Origin of the sequence: Duncaniella sp. B8 (assembly GCF_005304985.1) — a bacterium.
In the GTDB taxonomy this organism is placed as follows: domain Bacteria; phylum Bacteroidota; class Bacteroidia; order Bacteroidales; family Muribaculaceae; genus Duncaniella; species Duncaniella muris.
The window spans coordinates 1,721,192-1,737,633 of sequence record NZ_CP040121.1; the positions used below are offsets into that span (position 1 = coordinate 1,721,192).

The window sequence follows — 16,442 nt, forward strand, 5'->3', positions numbered from 1 at the left end:
GCCTGTGTGCGCGTGTGTGAGCCTGACAGCCCGGAAGGCTCAGAGCACTCTGAGAGCCTCAAGCTGTTCGAGCACATCGAGGCGCGAAAGCGTGCGGCGCGAGAGCAGCTCGGCGGCAAAATCGTGGGCTATGGACTGCACGCCTCTGTGGGAGAACACCTTTGTCAGATAAGACATGTTCTTCTCGAAAAGACGGTCTATCTCATCGTCTTCAAGCGAACAGGCATCACGTCCCTCCTCCACCGCGATGCTGTGGAGGCGTTCGCGCAGAGCCGCCGGAAGAGCCTGGCGGGCAGAGACAAGGTGGCGGCAGAGAAGATTCGACATCAGCATGCCTATGCCGAGATTATAGTTTTTAAGCATCTGGTTCCAGGCTGTCTTCGCCGAGACTCCGGGATTGCCGGCGAAATAGAAGTCGGGCGACATGACCACCATGTCGTTCGGATCGCCGTCGATGTTTATAGAGGCGAGCATATCCTCGCCGTCGAAAATCAGCAGTCCGATGGCCATTCCGGTCGCACCGTAACTGCGGTCTGTCTCATCTTTATATTTCAAAGTTTCCATATCAAGAAAACGTCCGTTATAATCTACATGTTCGGTTGAGAAGGTGTTTCATGACAAGCCCTCTAATTGACTACGAGTATTTTCGTGACCACATCGCCCTCTGAACTGACATCGTCACCGCTTGAGGCGAGCACATAATAGACGCCGCTCTTCACCCTCGATCCGTTGAGCGAGCAGCCGTCCCAGATGGCCTGTCCGCCCTGGGAGCGTGTCTGGTAGACAAGGTGCATCCCTGCGTCCATGATCTTGACAAGCGAATTCTCCATCAGGCCCTTTATGGTGATCCAGCTCGAATAGCCCGGCTCCACGGGGTTGGGGTAGGCATAGACATCGGAATAGTCCGGACGCGCAGGGCTGGTTGTGGAGGCATACTCATAGAGTCCATGAAGAGTGGCTATGAAGACCGAATTGCTGTTGGGGTCCACATAGATGTCCGTGATGGTGTTGGTGCTGAGCGGAGAGTTCGAAGTGTTGAAGTTGGCTATCACTTCATCGCCGTTCTCGCTGACAAGATAGACTCCCGAATCCATAGTTCCCACCCACTTGCGGTTGGCGGCGTCGACCGCAATGCAGTTGATGTCTTCGGTCTCCAGCAGATAGTCGGCAAGATTAGTGCCGTCATTGCGGGGCACCTTCAGGCGATTGATGGTGAAGTCCGGCGAAAAGACACTCAGCGGATTGGTGATCTCATAGATGCCTGAAGTGGTACCGCACCAGATGCGGCCGCGCTTGTCTTCAGTCAGACATCTCGGATAGTTGGTCACAAACTGTTTGCCGTCCTGATCGATCAGAGAAGAGAACGTGACATGGCGGTCGTCAGACGGATCGGTCACTGTGCCTCCGTGGTGGAGGGCCGCGAAACCTCCCTGATAGTGCGAGGCGATCAGGAAGATCATGGGCGAATGGCGGCAGAGGAGTAGGTCTACGTCGCGGTTGCTGATGTAGTTGCCTATGTCGAGAGTCAGCCAGTCGTCTTTGGTGATGGAGCGCAGATCTTTTGTGCGGCGTTTTTCGGCCGGAAGCACAGCGATCGGCGATTCGTTCGCATTGTTGGTAAAGACACCTATTATCAGATTGCCGTCAGGGTCAAAACAGGCGTCATTGGTTCGCCAGGCCCAGTTCGCGGACTTGTAGATGCTACTGTTTTCGTCAAACTTGCCTATCTCCTGCCCGTCCTTGACCACGAAAAGGCCGTCGAGACCCGATCCGATGTAGCGGATTGTCGGGTCATCCGGGTCCTCTATCACAAAGGCCGGCGCGAAAATGTTGTCGTAGCCGTAGCGCTGGGCCGAAGTCGCTCCGGGTGAGTTTCTTATGGTCATCTTGCCGGTGACCGCCACATCCTCGACCTTGCCGCCGCTGATGAAATTGCCGGTAAACCGCGTATTCATGAAATCGCCTTTGCCTATAGGCTTCACCTGACTGATTCCAAGGTTGGAGATATAGAATCCGCGTCCGTCCGATGAAGGAAAGAAGCAGGAAATATCAGAAAAAGTAGTCACTCCCGACGGACGGAACCGGTCACGCAACACCGTCATACCCCCGTCAGCATCAAGCCGGTAGTTGCCCAGACCTTTCATTCCGGCCACCCATACCGACGACATTCCTGAAGTCGTGGCTATCAGATCGTCCTTCATGATCTCCGGAATCCTCACCACCTCTTTCACCGGCACCGGGAGATTGGTTTCCTGAGGCAGTCCCACTTCATAAAGCCGGCCCTCCGACACATAATAGACCACTCCCTCGTCGCTTCTGAAGCACTGCGGCGTCTGTCCGGCCACCCAGCAGATGTGCGACTCCGGAACCGGGTCGAACCTCACGCCTACGTGGGCCAGATATGGCGTGTTGTCACGCAGAATGAAGTGGGTCATCCCGTCGGCGGCATAGCCGTCGGAAAGGGGGATGATCTCAACATAGTTGTCAGGGAGCACCCCGACAGAGATGTAGTTGCCGAGTGAATTCATGCGGGCTGTCTTCTCGATGGCCAGCAGGTGGCGGGCCTTGTCGCCGTCATGGGGATAGATGAGCAGGTGGTCAGGCGTAAGGGCTATCGCCGCGACATTGACATTATAGACCCCTGACTCCTTGACATCGGCGGTGCTCTCTCTGAACACCACCAGGCCGAACGATGTGGCCACATAGATCAGATCGCCGTCAAACTTCACATCGTTGATCACCTTCGAGACCGTAAGGTTTGCATCGCGTATGTCAGGCAGGCTCACCAGGCGTCCGTCGTCATAGAGCAGATCAATGGCCGCATCCATGTAGCAGATGGTCAGATAGCGTCTGTCGGTGTTGTAGAAGATATTCTTGATCTGGTGTCCGTTTATATCATCGCCGGGCAGATAGGAGCGGCTTTCGTCATTGGTCTTGTCATAGGAATGGAGCGAGCCCTGGGTCAGAAGATAGACAAACTGAGGGGTTTCCAGTAGTTTGTCAGGCAGACCGAAAGCACCGTAGACCTTCCAGCTGCCGGTGGCGAGCTGTGCGGAAAGCCCGGACGGGAGCAGACACAGTAGGAGGATTACGAAGAGTTTTCTTATCATTTGCGTCATCGGGGATGTGTTGGATGGTGTTAAGAGGTTGTTTAAAAACAATAGTTAAAATCTGAGCGAAAGTTTTGAGGTGGATATGGCTCTGAATCGAAGGAGCATAGCGAGCTATGTGACTGAGATGAAGAGCCATAGGCGCCCAAAACTTTCGCAGGCGAGGGTATTGTCTTTTTTCCTTTCAGTAATTTCATGTTTGAGTATTTTTTTAGTTACCTGAGCCTTGGTGTCTCTTTTGCTAAATTGTTGAAATTCGTCAGTCACATAGCTCGCTATGCTCCATCCTCATTTGCAACAATTTATCTAAAAGATACACCACTCAGATTTTAACTATTGTTTTTAAACAACCTCTAAGAGAGGAGTGGGGGGTGTCCGGCTCAGAGCTTCGACAGGTAGTCGAGCAGCAGGGCCGTGGCGCGCCCGCGGTGGCTGATGGCATTCTTGTCATCGGCGCTCATGCAGGCAAAGCTCACCGGACTTTCGGCGGGCTTGAACACGGGGTCATAGCCGAACCCGGCGGTGCCCTGCGGCGCGGAAAGGATCTCGCCCTCCACCTTGCCTTCAAACAGATGCTCCTCGCCGTCAAGCAGCAGGGCTATGACGGTGACAAAGCGGGCCGACCGGTTCACGGCACCGTCCATGCGGCGCAGAAGCAGCTCCATGTTGGCCGCGCTGTCATGGGCCGGGCCGGCAAAGCGGGCCGAATAGACTCCGGGGGCGCCCCCAAGCGCATCGACCATCAGGCCGGTGTCATCGGCAAAACAGTCATAGCCGTAGTGCCGCTTCACGTAGCGGGCTTTCAGCAGTGCGTTGCCGCTGAGGGTAGAGGCTGTTTCGGGGATTTCCTCATGGCAGCCTATATCGCTGAGCGACAGGATTCTGAACTTGTCGCCGACAATGCGGCGGATCTCTTCGAGCTTATGTCGATTGTTGGTGGCGAATACTATTTCCTGCATATTATTATTTAACGGTGCGGGAGCCTCTTTATTGCCCTCGTCGGCGCTTTTCGGCTTCTTCCGTCGTCTGGCCCGCGCCGACCGCTCGGCGGCCCGCTCTATCTCCGGCTCCATCAGAGCCATTATCATCTTGAAATTCAGATCGTCAGGCGCCGGATCAACAACCCCCACGGTCAGATAGCTGCTGAAAGCCTCCAGGCAGCGGTCAAGTTCGTCTCTCTCCACCTCTATGGCTATCAGAGTCCTGGCGATCAGCCCCATCAGTTCGTCATAATACTTGCCCGAAACAATTCGGCGACACTCTTTTTTAACTCTCTTCTTCATGGCTTTTTTTCTGCAAAGATACGGCCCGCAGGAACCCGGTGAATGCGATAATGCGGAAGCCCCGCAAATTTACATTTGCAAATACTCCGGAGCCCTGATTTTCAGTTATTTTTCCGAATGTTAATAACTTCTTAAAATTTTCGGCGATTTTTTACTGTTTAGTTTTGCAAATTTTTGTAATTTTACACCCTCTAAAGCTAACCCCTTTGACGATCCTTTCCGCACCCATGCCCGAAGAAGTTTACCACATACCAGCCCTGCTGCCCGAAACCATCTCGGCCCTTGACATTCAGCCCGGTGGAATCTACGTCGACGCCACATTCGGCGGCGGCGGCCACTCACGCGCCATCATGGAGCGTCTCGACGCAGGCCTCGGCGGAATGCTCTATTCCTTCGACCAGGACGAGGATGCGGTGCGCCGCGCCCCCTCCGACCCCCGTTTCACGATGGTCTACTCCAACTTCCGCTTCATCACAAACTTCATGCGCTACTATGACGTGGCTGAAGTTGACGGAGTGCTGGCCGACCTCGGAGTTTCCTTCCACCACTTCGATGACACCGAACGCGGTTTCTCCTTCCGCTTTGACGGACCCCTCGACATGAGGATGAACCGCCAGGCTGGCCGCTCGGCGGCAGATCTGGTCAACACCCTCCCCGAAGAGCGCATAGCCGAGATACTCTACATCTACGGCGAACTGAAACAGAGCCGCCAGATGGCCCGCTCGATCGTAAAAGCACGCAGCGAAAGCCCCCTGCAGACAATCGGACGGCTCATCGACGCCATCCGCCCCCACATTGACCCGCGCAAAGAGAAAAAAGAACTCGCCCAGGTGTTCCAGGCCCTCCGCATAGAGGTCAACGACGAAATGGGCGCACTCCGCGAACTCCTTCAGGGCGCACTCAAAGTCCTCAAGCCCGGCGGACGCCTCGCCGTAATCACCTACCACAGCCTCGAAGACCGCATGGTCAAGAACTTCATGAAGACAGGCAACTTCGCCGGCAACGTGGAGAAAGACTTCTTCGGGCGCATCGAAGCCCCCCTCAAGCCCTTGGGCGGCAAGCCGATAGTCCCCACGGCCGAAGAAACCGAGCGCAACCCCCGTTCGCGCAGCGCCAAACTCCGTGTAGCCGTAAAACTCTGATCCGCAAAAAAAATAATATATAAAATCTCCCGGAAACTCCCCTCCGGCAACTCCAGGACCCATCAACAATATGAAAGCCTCCATTATCACTCGCCTCTTCCGCGGCCAAGTCCTCTCAAGCGACTTCTTCGCCCGCCACTGGCTCCCGGTGCTCATCTGCATTGTGGTGATAATGGTCTATATAACGACCAAATACACCTGCCAGACCAACATGGAGAAAATCGCAGCCCTCGAACGCACCCTTGAGATAGTCAACAACGAAAAGGCCCGCGAGCGCAGCGCCTTCATGGGGCGCAAACGCGAAACTTCCATGCAACACATGGTCGACTCGCTCCACCTCAACCTCAAGGTCCAGGCCCAGCCGCCCTACAAAATACCCAAATGACCCTCCGCTCAACCCTCCCTCCGCCACTCTCATAACACCCTCACAGCCCACAACATTCTCTGACCAACCAACGTGAAAAAGGACAACCGAAGCAACATACTTCTGCGCTATGGACTCGTCATCGTGTTCATTCTGCTTCTTTCGGCGATGATCGTATCGAAACTCGTCGAAAACACCGTCATTGACGCTGACAAGTGGAACGAACGCGCCGACGCCTTGCTCACACAGAGCAAGGTCATAGTGCCCCCGCGCGGCAACATCCTCGCCTCTGACGGCAGCGTCCTGGCCACAAACCTCAACTTCTACACCGCCCGCATCGACTACCGCGCCGAGAAATTCAACGAAAAACTCCTGCGCGACACCATTGACTGGCTTGCCGCCGACATGGCCCGCCTCTTCCCCGTGCGCAACGCAAAGGCCTGGAAAAAACACCTCCTCGCACCCCTCGACAAGAAGCACAGCGAACGCCCCAGAGCCTACAAACTCCTCAGCGGACTCTCGCACACCGACATGGAGACCATGCGTACCCTCCCATTCTTCAGCATCAAAAACCGCAACCGCAACGGCCTGACATTCGAAAAATACATGCGCCGCTTCAACCCCTACGGCGACATGGCACGCCGAAGCATCGGAGGCGTGGGCGAAACCACTGAAAGCAAGGAGATCCACGGCATTTCAGGCCTCGAAAAGGCCCTCGACTCGCTCCTCTACGGCAAGATTGGCTACAGCAAGATGATCAACCTCACAAAAAAGATCACAGACTGGACAGACATCCCGGCAGTGCCCGGCAGCGACATAGTGACCACAATCGACATCAACATGCAGGACATAGTGGAGAGCGAGCTCAACAACGTGCTTGACACCTGCGGGGCCGACTGGGGGGTGGCTGTGCTCATGGATGTCAAGACCGGCGACATCAAGGCAATCTCCAATCTTGAGCGCAATCCCCGCGGTCCGGGCTACATCGAGGCCCGCAACCGGGCAGTGATGGGCTACGAGCCCGGATCAGTCGTTAAGACCCTCTCCATGATGATAGCCGTTGAAGACGGCATTGTCACCAACTTCGACGAAATGCTCCCCACCGGCAGCGGATGGGCTTATGCAGGCGGCCGTGCCATCACCGACGCCCACCACTCCACTGCCATCCGCGTGGGCGACGTGCTCGAACAGTCGTCAAACATCGGCATGGCCCGCATCATAACCCGGAAATACAACGACAATCCCGGAGCCTTCTACTCGCGCATCAAGCAGCTCGGATTCCTCGAACCGCTCAACACCGGAATAGCCGGCGAGGTGCCCCCGCGCATCGACAGTGTGCCCTCTGACCGCGGAGGCCGCATTGCCCTCTCGCGCATGAGCTACGGCTATGCCACCGAAATTCCGCCCCTCTACACCCTGGCCATCTACAACGCCATAGCCAATGACGGTGTCTTCGTGCGCCCACGTCTGGTCAAGGAGATCCGCGGCGAGGTCGACTCGGTGCTCCCCGTAGGCTACATGGGTTCCGGACGAGCATGTTCGCCACGAACGGCAAAAATTGTGCGCGAGATGCTGACCAACGTGGTCTGGGGCGACCACGGCACCGGACGCTTCCTCCGCAACAACACCGTGCGCATCGCCGGAAAGACCGGCACATGCTACATGATCGAGAACGGTGCCTACAACCAGGGCAAGAAGCGCCTGGCTTTCTGTGGCTTCTTCCCCGCAGAAAACCCGATGTACTCCTGCGTGGTGCTCACATGCCACCCAACCAAAAACTTCTTTGGAGCCGCCACCACCTCCGGCCAGGTGCTGCGCAACGTGGCTCTCAAGCTATACTCCCGCGGAATGCTCGGCAACAGCTCGGACTACCGCGACAACACCCCCTCGACCAACGCCCCAACCTTCTATGTGACCCCCGGCAAGAATCCATATGAGAGAGTCAAAGCCGAATTCTCCATACCCTCGCGCCGCACTCTCCGCGCCCCCGAAACCGCTTCGGCCTCCGGAGTGCCTGACGTCAGAGGCTACGGACTCCGTGATGCCCTCGTGGCCCTCGAAAACGCAGGCTACAACGTGGAATACTCCGGTTCGGGCTACGTCAGGTCTATGAGCCACACCGCCGGATCGCATCCGCCAAAAGGCACCCGCATCCGCCTCGTTCTGGCCAACTGAACATCCGGAGCCCAAAACTCCTTATATATATAATAAACCGTCTTCTCACCCCCCTCTCCCTCACCGCCTCCGGGCACTACAGATTTCCGAAACAACAACCAAATCAATAATTTCAAAGGTGAAAAAGCTCAACGAACTGCTCGCTCCGGTGCAAACCGTCGAGATCATCGGCAGTGATGATAAAATGATATCGGGTCTGACCTCCGACTCCCGTCAGGTGACTGAAGGGACACTCTTCGTGGCAGTCCCCGGCGTCAGCGTCGACGGCCACAGGTTCATACCGATGGCCGTGGAGAAAGGAGCCACTGCGGTGGTCTGCCAGCAGCTCCCCGAAGACCTCTCGACGCATGTCACCTACATCGTGGTCCCCTCCTCGGCGCTCGCCCTCGGCTATCTCGCATCGCAGTGGTGGGACAACCCTTCGCGCAAACTGCACCTCGTAGGCGTCACCGGCACAAACGGCAAGACAACCACCGCCACACTCATCTATGAGATGGCGCGGCTGCTCGGCCACAAGGCCGGACTCCTCTCAACCGTCTGCAACTACGTGGACGACACCGCCTATCCCACCGACCATACAACCCCTGACCCGCTGACCATCAACGAACTTCTCCACCGCATGGTGGAAGCCGGCTGTGAATATGCCGCAATGGAAGTCAGCTCACACGCCGCCGACCAGCAGCGCATTGCCGGTCTGCGCTTCGAAGGGGGCATCTTCACCAACCTCACCCGCGACCACCTCGACTACCACAAGACTTTCGAGGCCTATCTCGCCGCCAAGAAGAAATTTTTCGACCTGCTCCCCGCCGATGCCTTCGCGCTGACCAACGCTGACGACAAGGTGGGCGACGTAATGCTTCAGAACACCCGCGCACGGCGTTTCACCTACTCTCTGCGCTCCGAGGCCGACTTCCGCGGACGCATCGTGGAGTCACGCCTCGACGGCACCCTCCTGAGCCTCAACGGCCACGAGGTGGAACTGCTTTTCACCGGAAAATTCAACGCCTACAACCTCACGGCCGTCTACGGAGCCTGCATTCTGCTGGGCTGGAACCACGACAACGTGCTCCGGGAGATGTCGCGCCTGGTCCCGGTGGCCGGACGCTTCCAGGCCTTCCATTCGCCCAAGGGCTACACGGCGATCGTTGACTACGCCCACACGCCTGACGCAGTGGTCAACGTGCTCAACGCCATCCGCGAGGTCATAGGCCGTCAGGGCGAGATCATCACCGTGGTCGGAGCCGGCGGCAACCGCGACAAGGGCAAGCGCCCCATCATGGCCCGCGAGGCCGCAGCCCGCAGCGAACGCCTCATCCTCACCTCTGACAATCCACGCTTCGAGGAGCCTGAAGAGATTCTCCGCGACATGGAGGAAGGTCTTGACGAGGAAGCCCGCACACGCACACTCCACATCACCGACCGCCGCCAGGCCATCCGCACCGCCGCCACCCTCGCCTCGAAAGGCTCCGTGATCCTCATAGCCGGCAAAGGCCATGAGGACTACCAGGAGATCAAGGGCGTCAAACACCATTTCGACGACCGCGAGGTGGTCCGCGAGATCATAGCCTCCGAATCAGCCTCCGGCCGATAGAAATCCCCCCGATTGAATCCCCCGATTGATAAACCGATCTAAAAATATTTATCCCAAGTGCTTTATTATCTATTTGACCTTCTGCAAGACAGCCACATACCCGGATCACGACTGATGACCTACATCACCTTCCGCTCCGGAGCCGCGCTGCTGCTCTCGCTCTTCATAGCCCTGGTGTTCGGCCGCAAGATCATTGACCGCCTGCAGCTCATGCAGGTCGGAGAGATCATCCGCGACCTCGGCCTCGAAGGACAGATGCAGAAGACCGGAACTCCGACAATGGGCGGAGTAATCATAATCATCGCCATCCTCATTCCCTGCCTGCTTGTGGGCGATTTGAGCAACATCTACATGATCCTCATGCTGATATCAACCATATGGCTCGGATCACTCGGCTTCTGCGACGACTACATCAAAGTGGCCAAGCACGACAAGGAGGGCATGAAAGGCAAATTCAAGATCATAGGCCAGGTGGGCCTCGGACTCATAGTGGGCCTCACCATGTATCTCAGCCCCGACATCACTCAGCGCCAGGTAACGCCGGTTACATACTCGGAGAACAATGTGGAGACCGTCATGGCAAGCGAGAGCCAGGATGTGAAGTCGACCCAGACCACCATCCCCTTTGTCAAGGACAACAACTTCGACTATGCCTATCTGACCCAGTGGCTCGGCGACTACGCCCAGGTCGGCGGCTGGATACTGTTCATCCTCGTGGTCATCGTGGTTGTGGCCGCCACAAGCAACGGAGCCAACCTCACCGACGGCCTCGACGGCCTCTGTGCTGGCACCTCGGCTATCATCTGCGTGGCCCTGGCCATCATGGCCTATCTCGGAGGCAACGTCATCTACTCCACCTACCTCAACATCATGTACATACCCCAGTCGTCGGAGCTGGTTGTGTTCATGTCGGCCTTCATCGGCGCCCTGATCGGCTTCCTCTGGTACAACGCCTACCCCGCGCAGGTCTTCATGGGCGACACCGGATCGCTGACCATCGGCGGCATCATAGCCGTGTTCGCCATCCTCATCCACAAGGAGCTTCTGATCCCCATCCTCTGCGCCATTTTCTTTGTTGAAGACCTCTCGGTGATGCTCCAGGTGGCCTATTTCAAATACACCAGGCGCAAATACGGCAAGGGGCAGCGCATCTTCAAGATGACCCCCCTCCACCACCACTATCAGAAGCCCGGCAACTCAGGCATCGAGGCCATCATCCAGGCCCCCTTGCGCGCCATCCCCGAATCGAAGATCGTCACCCGCTTCTGGATCATCGGCATCTTCCTCGCAGTCATAACATTCGTAACCCTCAAGATCAGGTAATCAGCAATCCTGACACCCGATAAGCTAAAACAACAGCAAGCATACCAATGGCAAAAAATCTCGTCATACTCGGCGGAGGTGAGAGCGGCGTAGGCGCCGCCATCCTCGGCAAGGAAAAAGGAATAAACGTGTTTCTCAGCGACTATGGAACCATAGCCGGACACTATCGCCGCATGCTCGACGACGAAGGAATAGAATGGGAACAGGGGGGCCACTCGATGGACCGCATACTCGCGGCCGACGAGGTGGTCAAAAGCCCCGGCATTGCCCCGACCACTCCCGTGATGAAGGCCATCACCGAGAAAGGCATTCCCGTGATCTCCGAAATAGAATTGGCCGGACGCTACACCGACGCCAAAATGGTCTGCATCACCGGCAGTAACGGAAAGACCACAACCACACTCCTCACCTACCACATACTCAAAAACGCAGGCATCAACGTGGGCCTTGCAGGAAACGTGGGCCGCAGCATGGCCCTTCAGGTGGCACGCGAGAAGCATGATGTCTACGTGATCGAACTGTCAAGCTTCCAGCTGGAAAACATGTATGACTTCCGTGCCAACATCGCCGTGATCCTCAACATAACCCCCGACCACCTCGACCGCTACGACTACAAGATGCAGAACTACATCAACGCCAAGTTCCGCATCCTCAACAATCTCACCCCGCAGGACGCCTTCATCTACTGGCAGGACGACCCCGTGATCACAAGCCAGCTCGAACGCATCCGCACCGAGGCGCAGCTCTATCCCTTCGCCGAACACTTCGAGAAGGGCTGCCACGCCTACGTAGACAATGACAGCGACGAGGCTTCGCTCATAATCGACACCCCTGAGACTTCGCTCAGAATGCCCCGCGCCGAGCTCTCGCTCAACGGTCTCCACAACCTCTACAACTCAATGGCCGCCGCCCTCTCGGCCTGCCTGCTCGACATCGACAAGCAGGAGATCCGCGGAGCGCTCGGCGACTTCGAAGGTGTGGAACACCGTCTGGAATACACTGCCACAGTCAACGGCGTCCGCTACATCAACGACTCCAAGGCCACCAATGTCAACTCATGCTGGTATGCCCTCGAATCAATGCCCGCTGACACAGTGCTGATTCTCGGCGGCAAGGACAAGGGCAACGACTACTCCGAAATCCTCCCCCTCGTGAAAGAAAAGGTGAAAGCCATCATCTGCATGGGCAAGGACAACAGCAAGCTCCTCGACTTCTTCACCGGTCAGGTGCCTGAGATCCATGACACCCACTCGATTCAGGAAGCCGTGGCCACCGCCGCCGCCATCTCCCGCGAAGGCGACACAGTGCTCCTCTCGCCATGCTGCGCAAGTTTCGACCTCTTCAGCAGCTATGAAGACCGCGGCCGTCAGTTCAAGGAGCAGGTCCGCGCCCTCGAATCGAAATAGGCACTTGATAATACAGATATGAGAGGCTGTTATTAACCGGCCTCTAAGCATCCAGATAACATAACCCTCCAATCTCTCCGTCAGCCAATGGCAGTCCAGAGTCAGACAATACCAGCACACGGCGAACAGCCGGCGGCAAAACCCAAGGCCGTCTCGAAAGCCGACAAACACATCTGGGGCATCTTCATAGCCCTCTGCATCATCTCGACCATCGAGCTCTACAGCGCCTCCTCGCGCGAGGTGGCCGGCTCGTCGATCGGTGTGATGGGACCGATCCTGCGCCACATCGTAATGCTTGCAGGAGGCACATTCGTGGTATGGTTCCTCTCCAAGCGTCACTATTCCGACTTCATTCCCTTCACCCTCGGATTCGCGCTCGTCAGCGTGGCCATGATGGTCTACGTCATGTTTTTCGGCGAGATAGTCAACGGTGCCAGGCGCTCGCTGACCATACTCGGAATAGGCATCTATCCGGCCGAGATGGTCAAACTGTCGGCCGTGCTGCTCATAGCCCTTGTGATGACCTGGAATCCAAACACAAAGAAGGTGGGCGTTACCTCAAACGCAGTAAAATATTCCGGAGTCATAGTGCTGCTGCTGAGCGGGCTGCTGATAAAGCAGGGCCTGACCAACACTCTGCTGCTTCTGGCCATCAGCTACTCGATGATGATAGTGGGCGGCGTGAAATTCTCCCACCTCTTTGTGCTGACCATCGCCTACATGGCCCTCGGCGGTCTCTTCGTAGCCTACCTCATGTGGAGCGACTCGCGGTCAAGTGAAATTCCGGCTGACGCAGAGCAGAAAATCGAACTTGTAAGTGCCGACGGGACGGCAGATAAAAGCCCCTCGCGAATAGACACCTGGCTGGCACGCCTGGAGCGTCACAAAGATAAATCGACACCCAAATGGGAAATCCCTGCCGTAGGCAAGAACCGTCAGGAGATCCTCTCTTACATGGCCCAGGCCCACGGCGGCATCCACGGCGTAGGACCCGGCAACTCCCGCGAAGCCTCGCGCCTGCCGCTGGCGTTCTCTGACTATATTTTTGCCATAATAGTCGAGGAACTCGGACTGATAGGCGGCCTCGTGGTGCTTCTTCTCTACCTCTGGCTCTTAGGTCGCGCCTCAGGAATCGCATCGCATTGCAACCGAACCTACCCCGCGCTTGTTGTAATAGGTATGGCGGTGATGATAGCCTTCCAGGCCCTCTTCCACATAGCCATCGTGACAGGCGTCTTCCCCGTCTCCGGCCAGCCGCTGCCACTGCTATCAAAAGGAGGTACCTCGATCCTCGTGACCGCGATAGCCTTCGGCATTATGCTCTCCATCAGCCGCACAGCCACCCGCCAGGGAGGCAAAAAGCAGGATATCCGCGATGAAATCGAGGCCCTGCCCGAACAGTTCGGCGCCGAAAACCAGATGCAGCTCTGATCTCCCGCAGAACCATTCACAGAATGCTCTAACCCTCAACCATTCACCCCATATCTTTATTTGTGCCTCATGAATGAAGAAAAGACCAAAATAAACCGTGTGCTTATCTCCGGCGGAGGTACCGGAGGCCACATCTTTCCCGCTCTGTCGATAGCCAATGCCGTCAGACGGCGCTTTCCGGAGGCCGAAATCCTCTTTGTAGGCGCCCTCGGCCGCATGGAGATGGAGCGTGTGCCCGCCGCAGGCTACAGGATCGAGGGCCTGCCCGTGGCCGGTTTTGACCGCAAACGTCTCTGGCGCAATTTCGGTGTGCTCATCAAACTCTGGAAGTCACTGCGCAAGGCGCGCCGTATAGTGCGCGACTTCCGTCCCGACATTGCCGTAGGCGTGGGCGGCTATGCAAGCGGACCTGTGCTCAAGCAGGCCCAGAAGCAGGGAGTGCCCACTCTGCTGCAGGAACAAAACTCCTATGCCGGGGTCACCAACAAACTCCTGGCCAAGAAAGCCAAAGCCATCTGCGTGGCCTATGACGGCATGGACCGCTTCTTCCCCGCCGCCTCGATCTCCAAGACCGGCAACCCCGTCAGGACCGACCTTGAAAACTGCACCCTCACCCAGGCCGAAGCCAAACAGCAGCTCGGTTTCGACCCTGAAAAGCCCCTGGTGCTTGCCGTGGGCGGCAGTCTCGGCGCCCGCACTGTCAACGAGGCCATAGCCGCCTCGCTCCCCATGCTCCGCGACAAGGGTGTGAGCCTCATGTGGCAGACCGGACGCTATGGCGCTCCGGAATTTCAGAAACTTGCCGGCGGCTATGACAATGTCAGGGCCACGACGTTCATCTCTGACATGGACGTGGCCTACCGCGCGGCAGATTTGGTGGTGTCACGCGCCGGAGCAGGTACCATCTCCGAACTTCAGAACCTCGGCAAAGCCTGTGTGCTCGTGCCCTCGCCCAATGTGGCCGAAGACCATCAGCGCCACAACGCCGAAGCCCTCTCCACCCGCGGCGCAGCCGTCATGATCCTCGACGCCGAGGCCGTGGCCACCCTGCCCGCCACCCTTGAATCACTCATCACCGACCCGGCAAAGCGCGCAGCCCTCAGCAGCGAGATCAGCAAAATGGCGCTCCGCAACGCCGATGAAAAGATTGTCGACATAATCATCAATACCATAGAAGCAGCAATATGAAACACGATATATCTGAAATCAGCAACATATACTTCGTAGGAGCCGGCGGCATAGGCATGGCTGCTCTCGAACGCTATTTCCTCGCCACCGGCAAAAAGGTGGCCGGCTATGACTGCACCCCGACAGCCCTGACCGACGGACTCCGCGCCGAAGGGGTTGAGATCAGCTTCGACGAAAACGCCGACAGCATACCTGAGGCATTCCGCAACCCGGAGACAACGCTGGTGGTCTACACTCCGGCGGTGCCTGAAAGCCTCCCGCAGCTGCGCTATTTCCGCAACAACGGCTTCGAGGTGCTCAAACGCGCCGCAGTGCTCGGACTGATCACCCGCAACAGCCGCTCGCTCTGCTTCGCCGGCACCCACGGCAAGACCACAACCTCGTCAATGGCCGCCCACATACTGAAAAGCGGCTCGTTCGGCTGCAACGCCTTCCTCGGAGGCGAGATGCTCAACTACGGCACCAATTTCCTGCTGGCGCCGCAGTCGGCCTACAGTGTGATCGAGGCCGACGAGTTTGACCGCTCCTTCCATCACCTGACCCCCTCCGTGGCCGTCATCACCGCCACTGACCCTGACCACCTCGACATCTACGGCACCGAGGAGGCCTATCTGGAAAGCTTCGCCCGGTTCACTGAGCTGATCCGCCCTGACGGAGCGCTCATCATCCACGAGAACCTCAAGCTCAAGCCCCGCCCGCAGGAGGGAGTCAGAGTCTACACCTACTCGCGTGACAGCGGTGACTTCCACGCCGGCTATGTGCGCCGCGCCAACGGCACCATCACCTTCGATCTCATCACCCCCCGCGGCATCATCCGCAACATCAATCTCGGAGTACCCGTGGAGGTCAACATTGAAAACGCCGTGGCCGCAGCAGCAGCCATCTGTCTCACAGATGCCTGGGAGCCTGAGGTGGTGCGCGAGGCCATCAGCAGCTACCGCGGCACCAAGCGCCGTTTCGAGACCCATCTGAAAGAGGACAACGGAGCCGGACGGGTGATCATAGACGACTACGCCCATCACCCCGAAGAGGTGCGCAAGTCAATCGAATCGGTCAAGGCCATCTATCCCGGCCGCAAGCTGACAGTGGCCTTCCAGCCGCATCTCTACAGCCGCACCCGCGACTTCGCCCCTGAATTCGCCGATGCACTCTCCGGAGCCGATTCACTGGTGCTTCTCGACATCTACCCCGCCCGCGAAGAGCCGATAGAAGGCGTAAGCTCCGAAATCATCTTCGACAAGGTGCGCTGCGAGGATAAAATCTTAATTAACAAAGAAAAATTGGTGGAAACACTGAAAAACCGTAACTTTGACATCCTCCTGACTTTAGGCGCGGGTGACATCAACACCTTCATCCCCGCCATCATAGAGAATCTCCACTGATCAACGAATTCACTGACCCTGACAGAATCATCACACCACCCCCGAAA

General features: G+C 57.2%; 12 protein-coding genes. 9 read left to right on the plus strand and 3 right to left on the minus strand.

Translation table 11 applies throughout. The features are described 5' to 3' along the window. Nucleotides 1-39 precede the first annotated feature (39 nt). The 3 genes from FDZ78_RS07485 to FDZ78_RS07495 form a co-directional block, all read right to left on the minus strand. Nucleotides 40-564: a hypothetical protein gene (locus tag FDZ78_RS07485; RefSeq protein WP_136408331.1), complete on the minus strand. Its 525-nt coding sequence runs from the start codon at nucleotides 562-564 to the stop codon at nucleotides 40-42. Between the two features lie 62 nt (nucleotides 565-626). Beyond that, nucleotides 627-3,110 carry a hypothetical protein gene (locus FDZ78_RS07490; protein WP_136408332.1) on the minus strand — a complete coding sequence of 828 codons (2,484 nt, stop codon included), beginning with the start codon at nucleotides 3,108-3,110 and terminating at the stop codon, nucleotides 627-629. A gap of 380 nt (nucleotides 3,111-3,490) precedes the next feature. Beyond that, a complete protein-coding gene (locus tag FDZ78_RS07495; protein WP_136409163.1) occupies nucleotides 3,491-4,069 on the minus strand; it encodes a non-canonical purine NTP diphosphatase in 579 nt (192 codons plus the stop codon). A 551-nt stretch (nucleotides 4,070-4,620) separates the two neighbouring features. Here FDZ78_RS07495 and rsmH point away from each other — a divergent pair. The 9 genes from rsmH (at nucleotide 4,621) to murC (ending at nucleotide 16,395) form a co-directional block, all read left to right on the plus strand. Beyond that, nucleotides 4,621-5,535 (plus strand): 16S rRNA (cytosine(1402)-N(4))-methyltransferase RsmH, encoded by a 915-nt coding sequence (gene rsmH / locus FDZ78_RS07500; RefSeq protein ID WP_123399553.1) that lies wholly within the window; start codon nucleotides 4,621-4,623, stop codon nucleotides 5,533-5,535. A 70-nt stretch (nucleotides 5,536-5,605) separates the two neighbouring features. Then, the gene (locus FDZ78_RS07505; RefSeq protein ID WP_107031104.1) at nucleotides 5,606-5,920 is read left to right on the plus strand and encodes an FtsL-like putative cell division protein; all 315 of its coding nucleotides are present in this window, start codon (nucleotides 5,606-5,608) and stop codon (nucleotides 5,918-5,920) included. Nucleotides 5,921-5,992: 72 nt separating this feature from the next. Further along, nucleotides 5,993-8,074, plus strand: coding sequence for a penicillin-binding protein (locus tag FDZ78_RS07510; protein WP_136408333.1), 2,082 nt, complete (start codon nucleotides 5,993-5,995; stop codon nucleotides 8,072-8,074). 118 nt (nucleotides 8,075-8,192) lie between these two features. Further along, on the plus strand, nucleotides 8,193-9,665 hold the full coding sequence (locus FDZ78_RS07515) for a UDP-N-acetylmuramoyl-L-alanyl-D-glutamate--2,6-diaminopimelate ligase (RefSeq protein WP_123399549.1): 1,473 nt from the start codon (nucleotides 8,193-8,195) through the stop codon (nucleotides 9,663-9,665). Nucleotides 9,666-9,722: 57 nt separating this feature from the next. Then, nucleotides 9,723-10,988, plus strand: a complete 1,266-nt coding sequence (gene mraY, locus FDZ78_RS07520; RefSeq protein ID WP_107031107.1) for a phospho-N-acetylmuramoyl-pentapeptide-transferase — start codon at nucleotides 9,723-9,725, stop codon at nucleotides 10,986-10,988. A 47-nt stretch (nucleotides 10,989-11,035) separates the two neighbouring features. Then, nucleotides 11,036-12,394: a UDP-N-acetylmuramoyl-L-alanine--D-glutamate ligase gene (gene murD / locus FDZ78_RS07525; protein ID WP_136408334.1), complete on the plus strand. Its 1,359-nt coding sequence runs from the start codon at nucleotides 11,036-11,038 to the stop codon at nucleotides 12,392-12,394. Between the two features lie 87 nt (nucleotides 12,395-12,481). Continuing rightward, nucleotides 12,482-13,825 (plus strand): FtsW/RodA/SpoVE family cell cycle protein, encoded by a 1,344-nt coding sequence (locus FDZ78_RS07530; RefSeq protein WP_123399545.1) that lies wholly within the window; start codon nucleotides 12,482-12,484, stop codon nucleotides 13,823-13,825. Nucleotides 13,826-13,894: 69 nt separating this feature from the next. Continuing rightward, on the plus strand, nucleotides 13,895-15,013 hold the full coding sequence (gene murG, locus FDZ78_RS07535; protein ID WP_136408335.1) for an undecaprenyldiphospho-muramoylpentapeptide beta-N-acetylglucosaminyltransferase: 1,119 nt from the start codon (nucleotides 13,895-13,897) through the stop codon (nucleotides 15,011-15,013). Further along, nucleotides 15,010-16,395, plus strand: coding sequence for a UDP-N-acetylmuramate--L-alanine ligase (gene murC / locus FDZ78_RS07540; RefSeq protein ID WP_136408336.1), 1,386 nt, complete (start codon nucleotides 15,010-15,012; stop codon nucleotides 16,393-16,395). The genes murG and murC overlap by 4 nt, the downstream gene beginning before the upstream one ends. Nucleotides 16,396-16,442 lie beyond the last annotated feature (47 nt).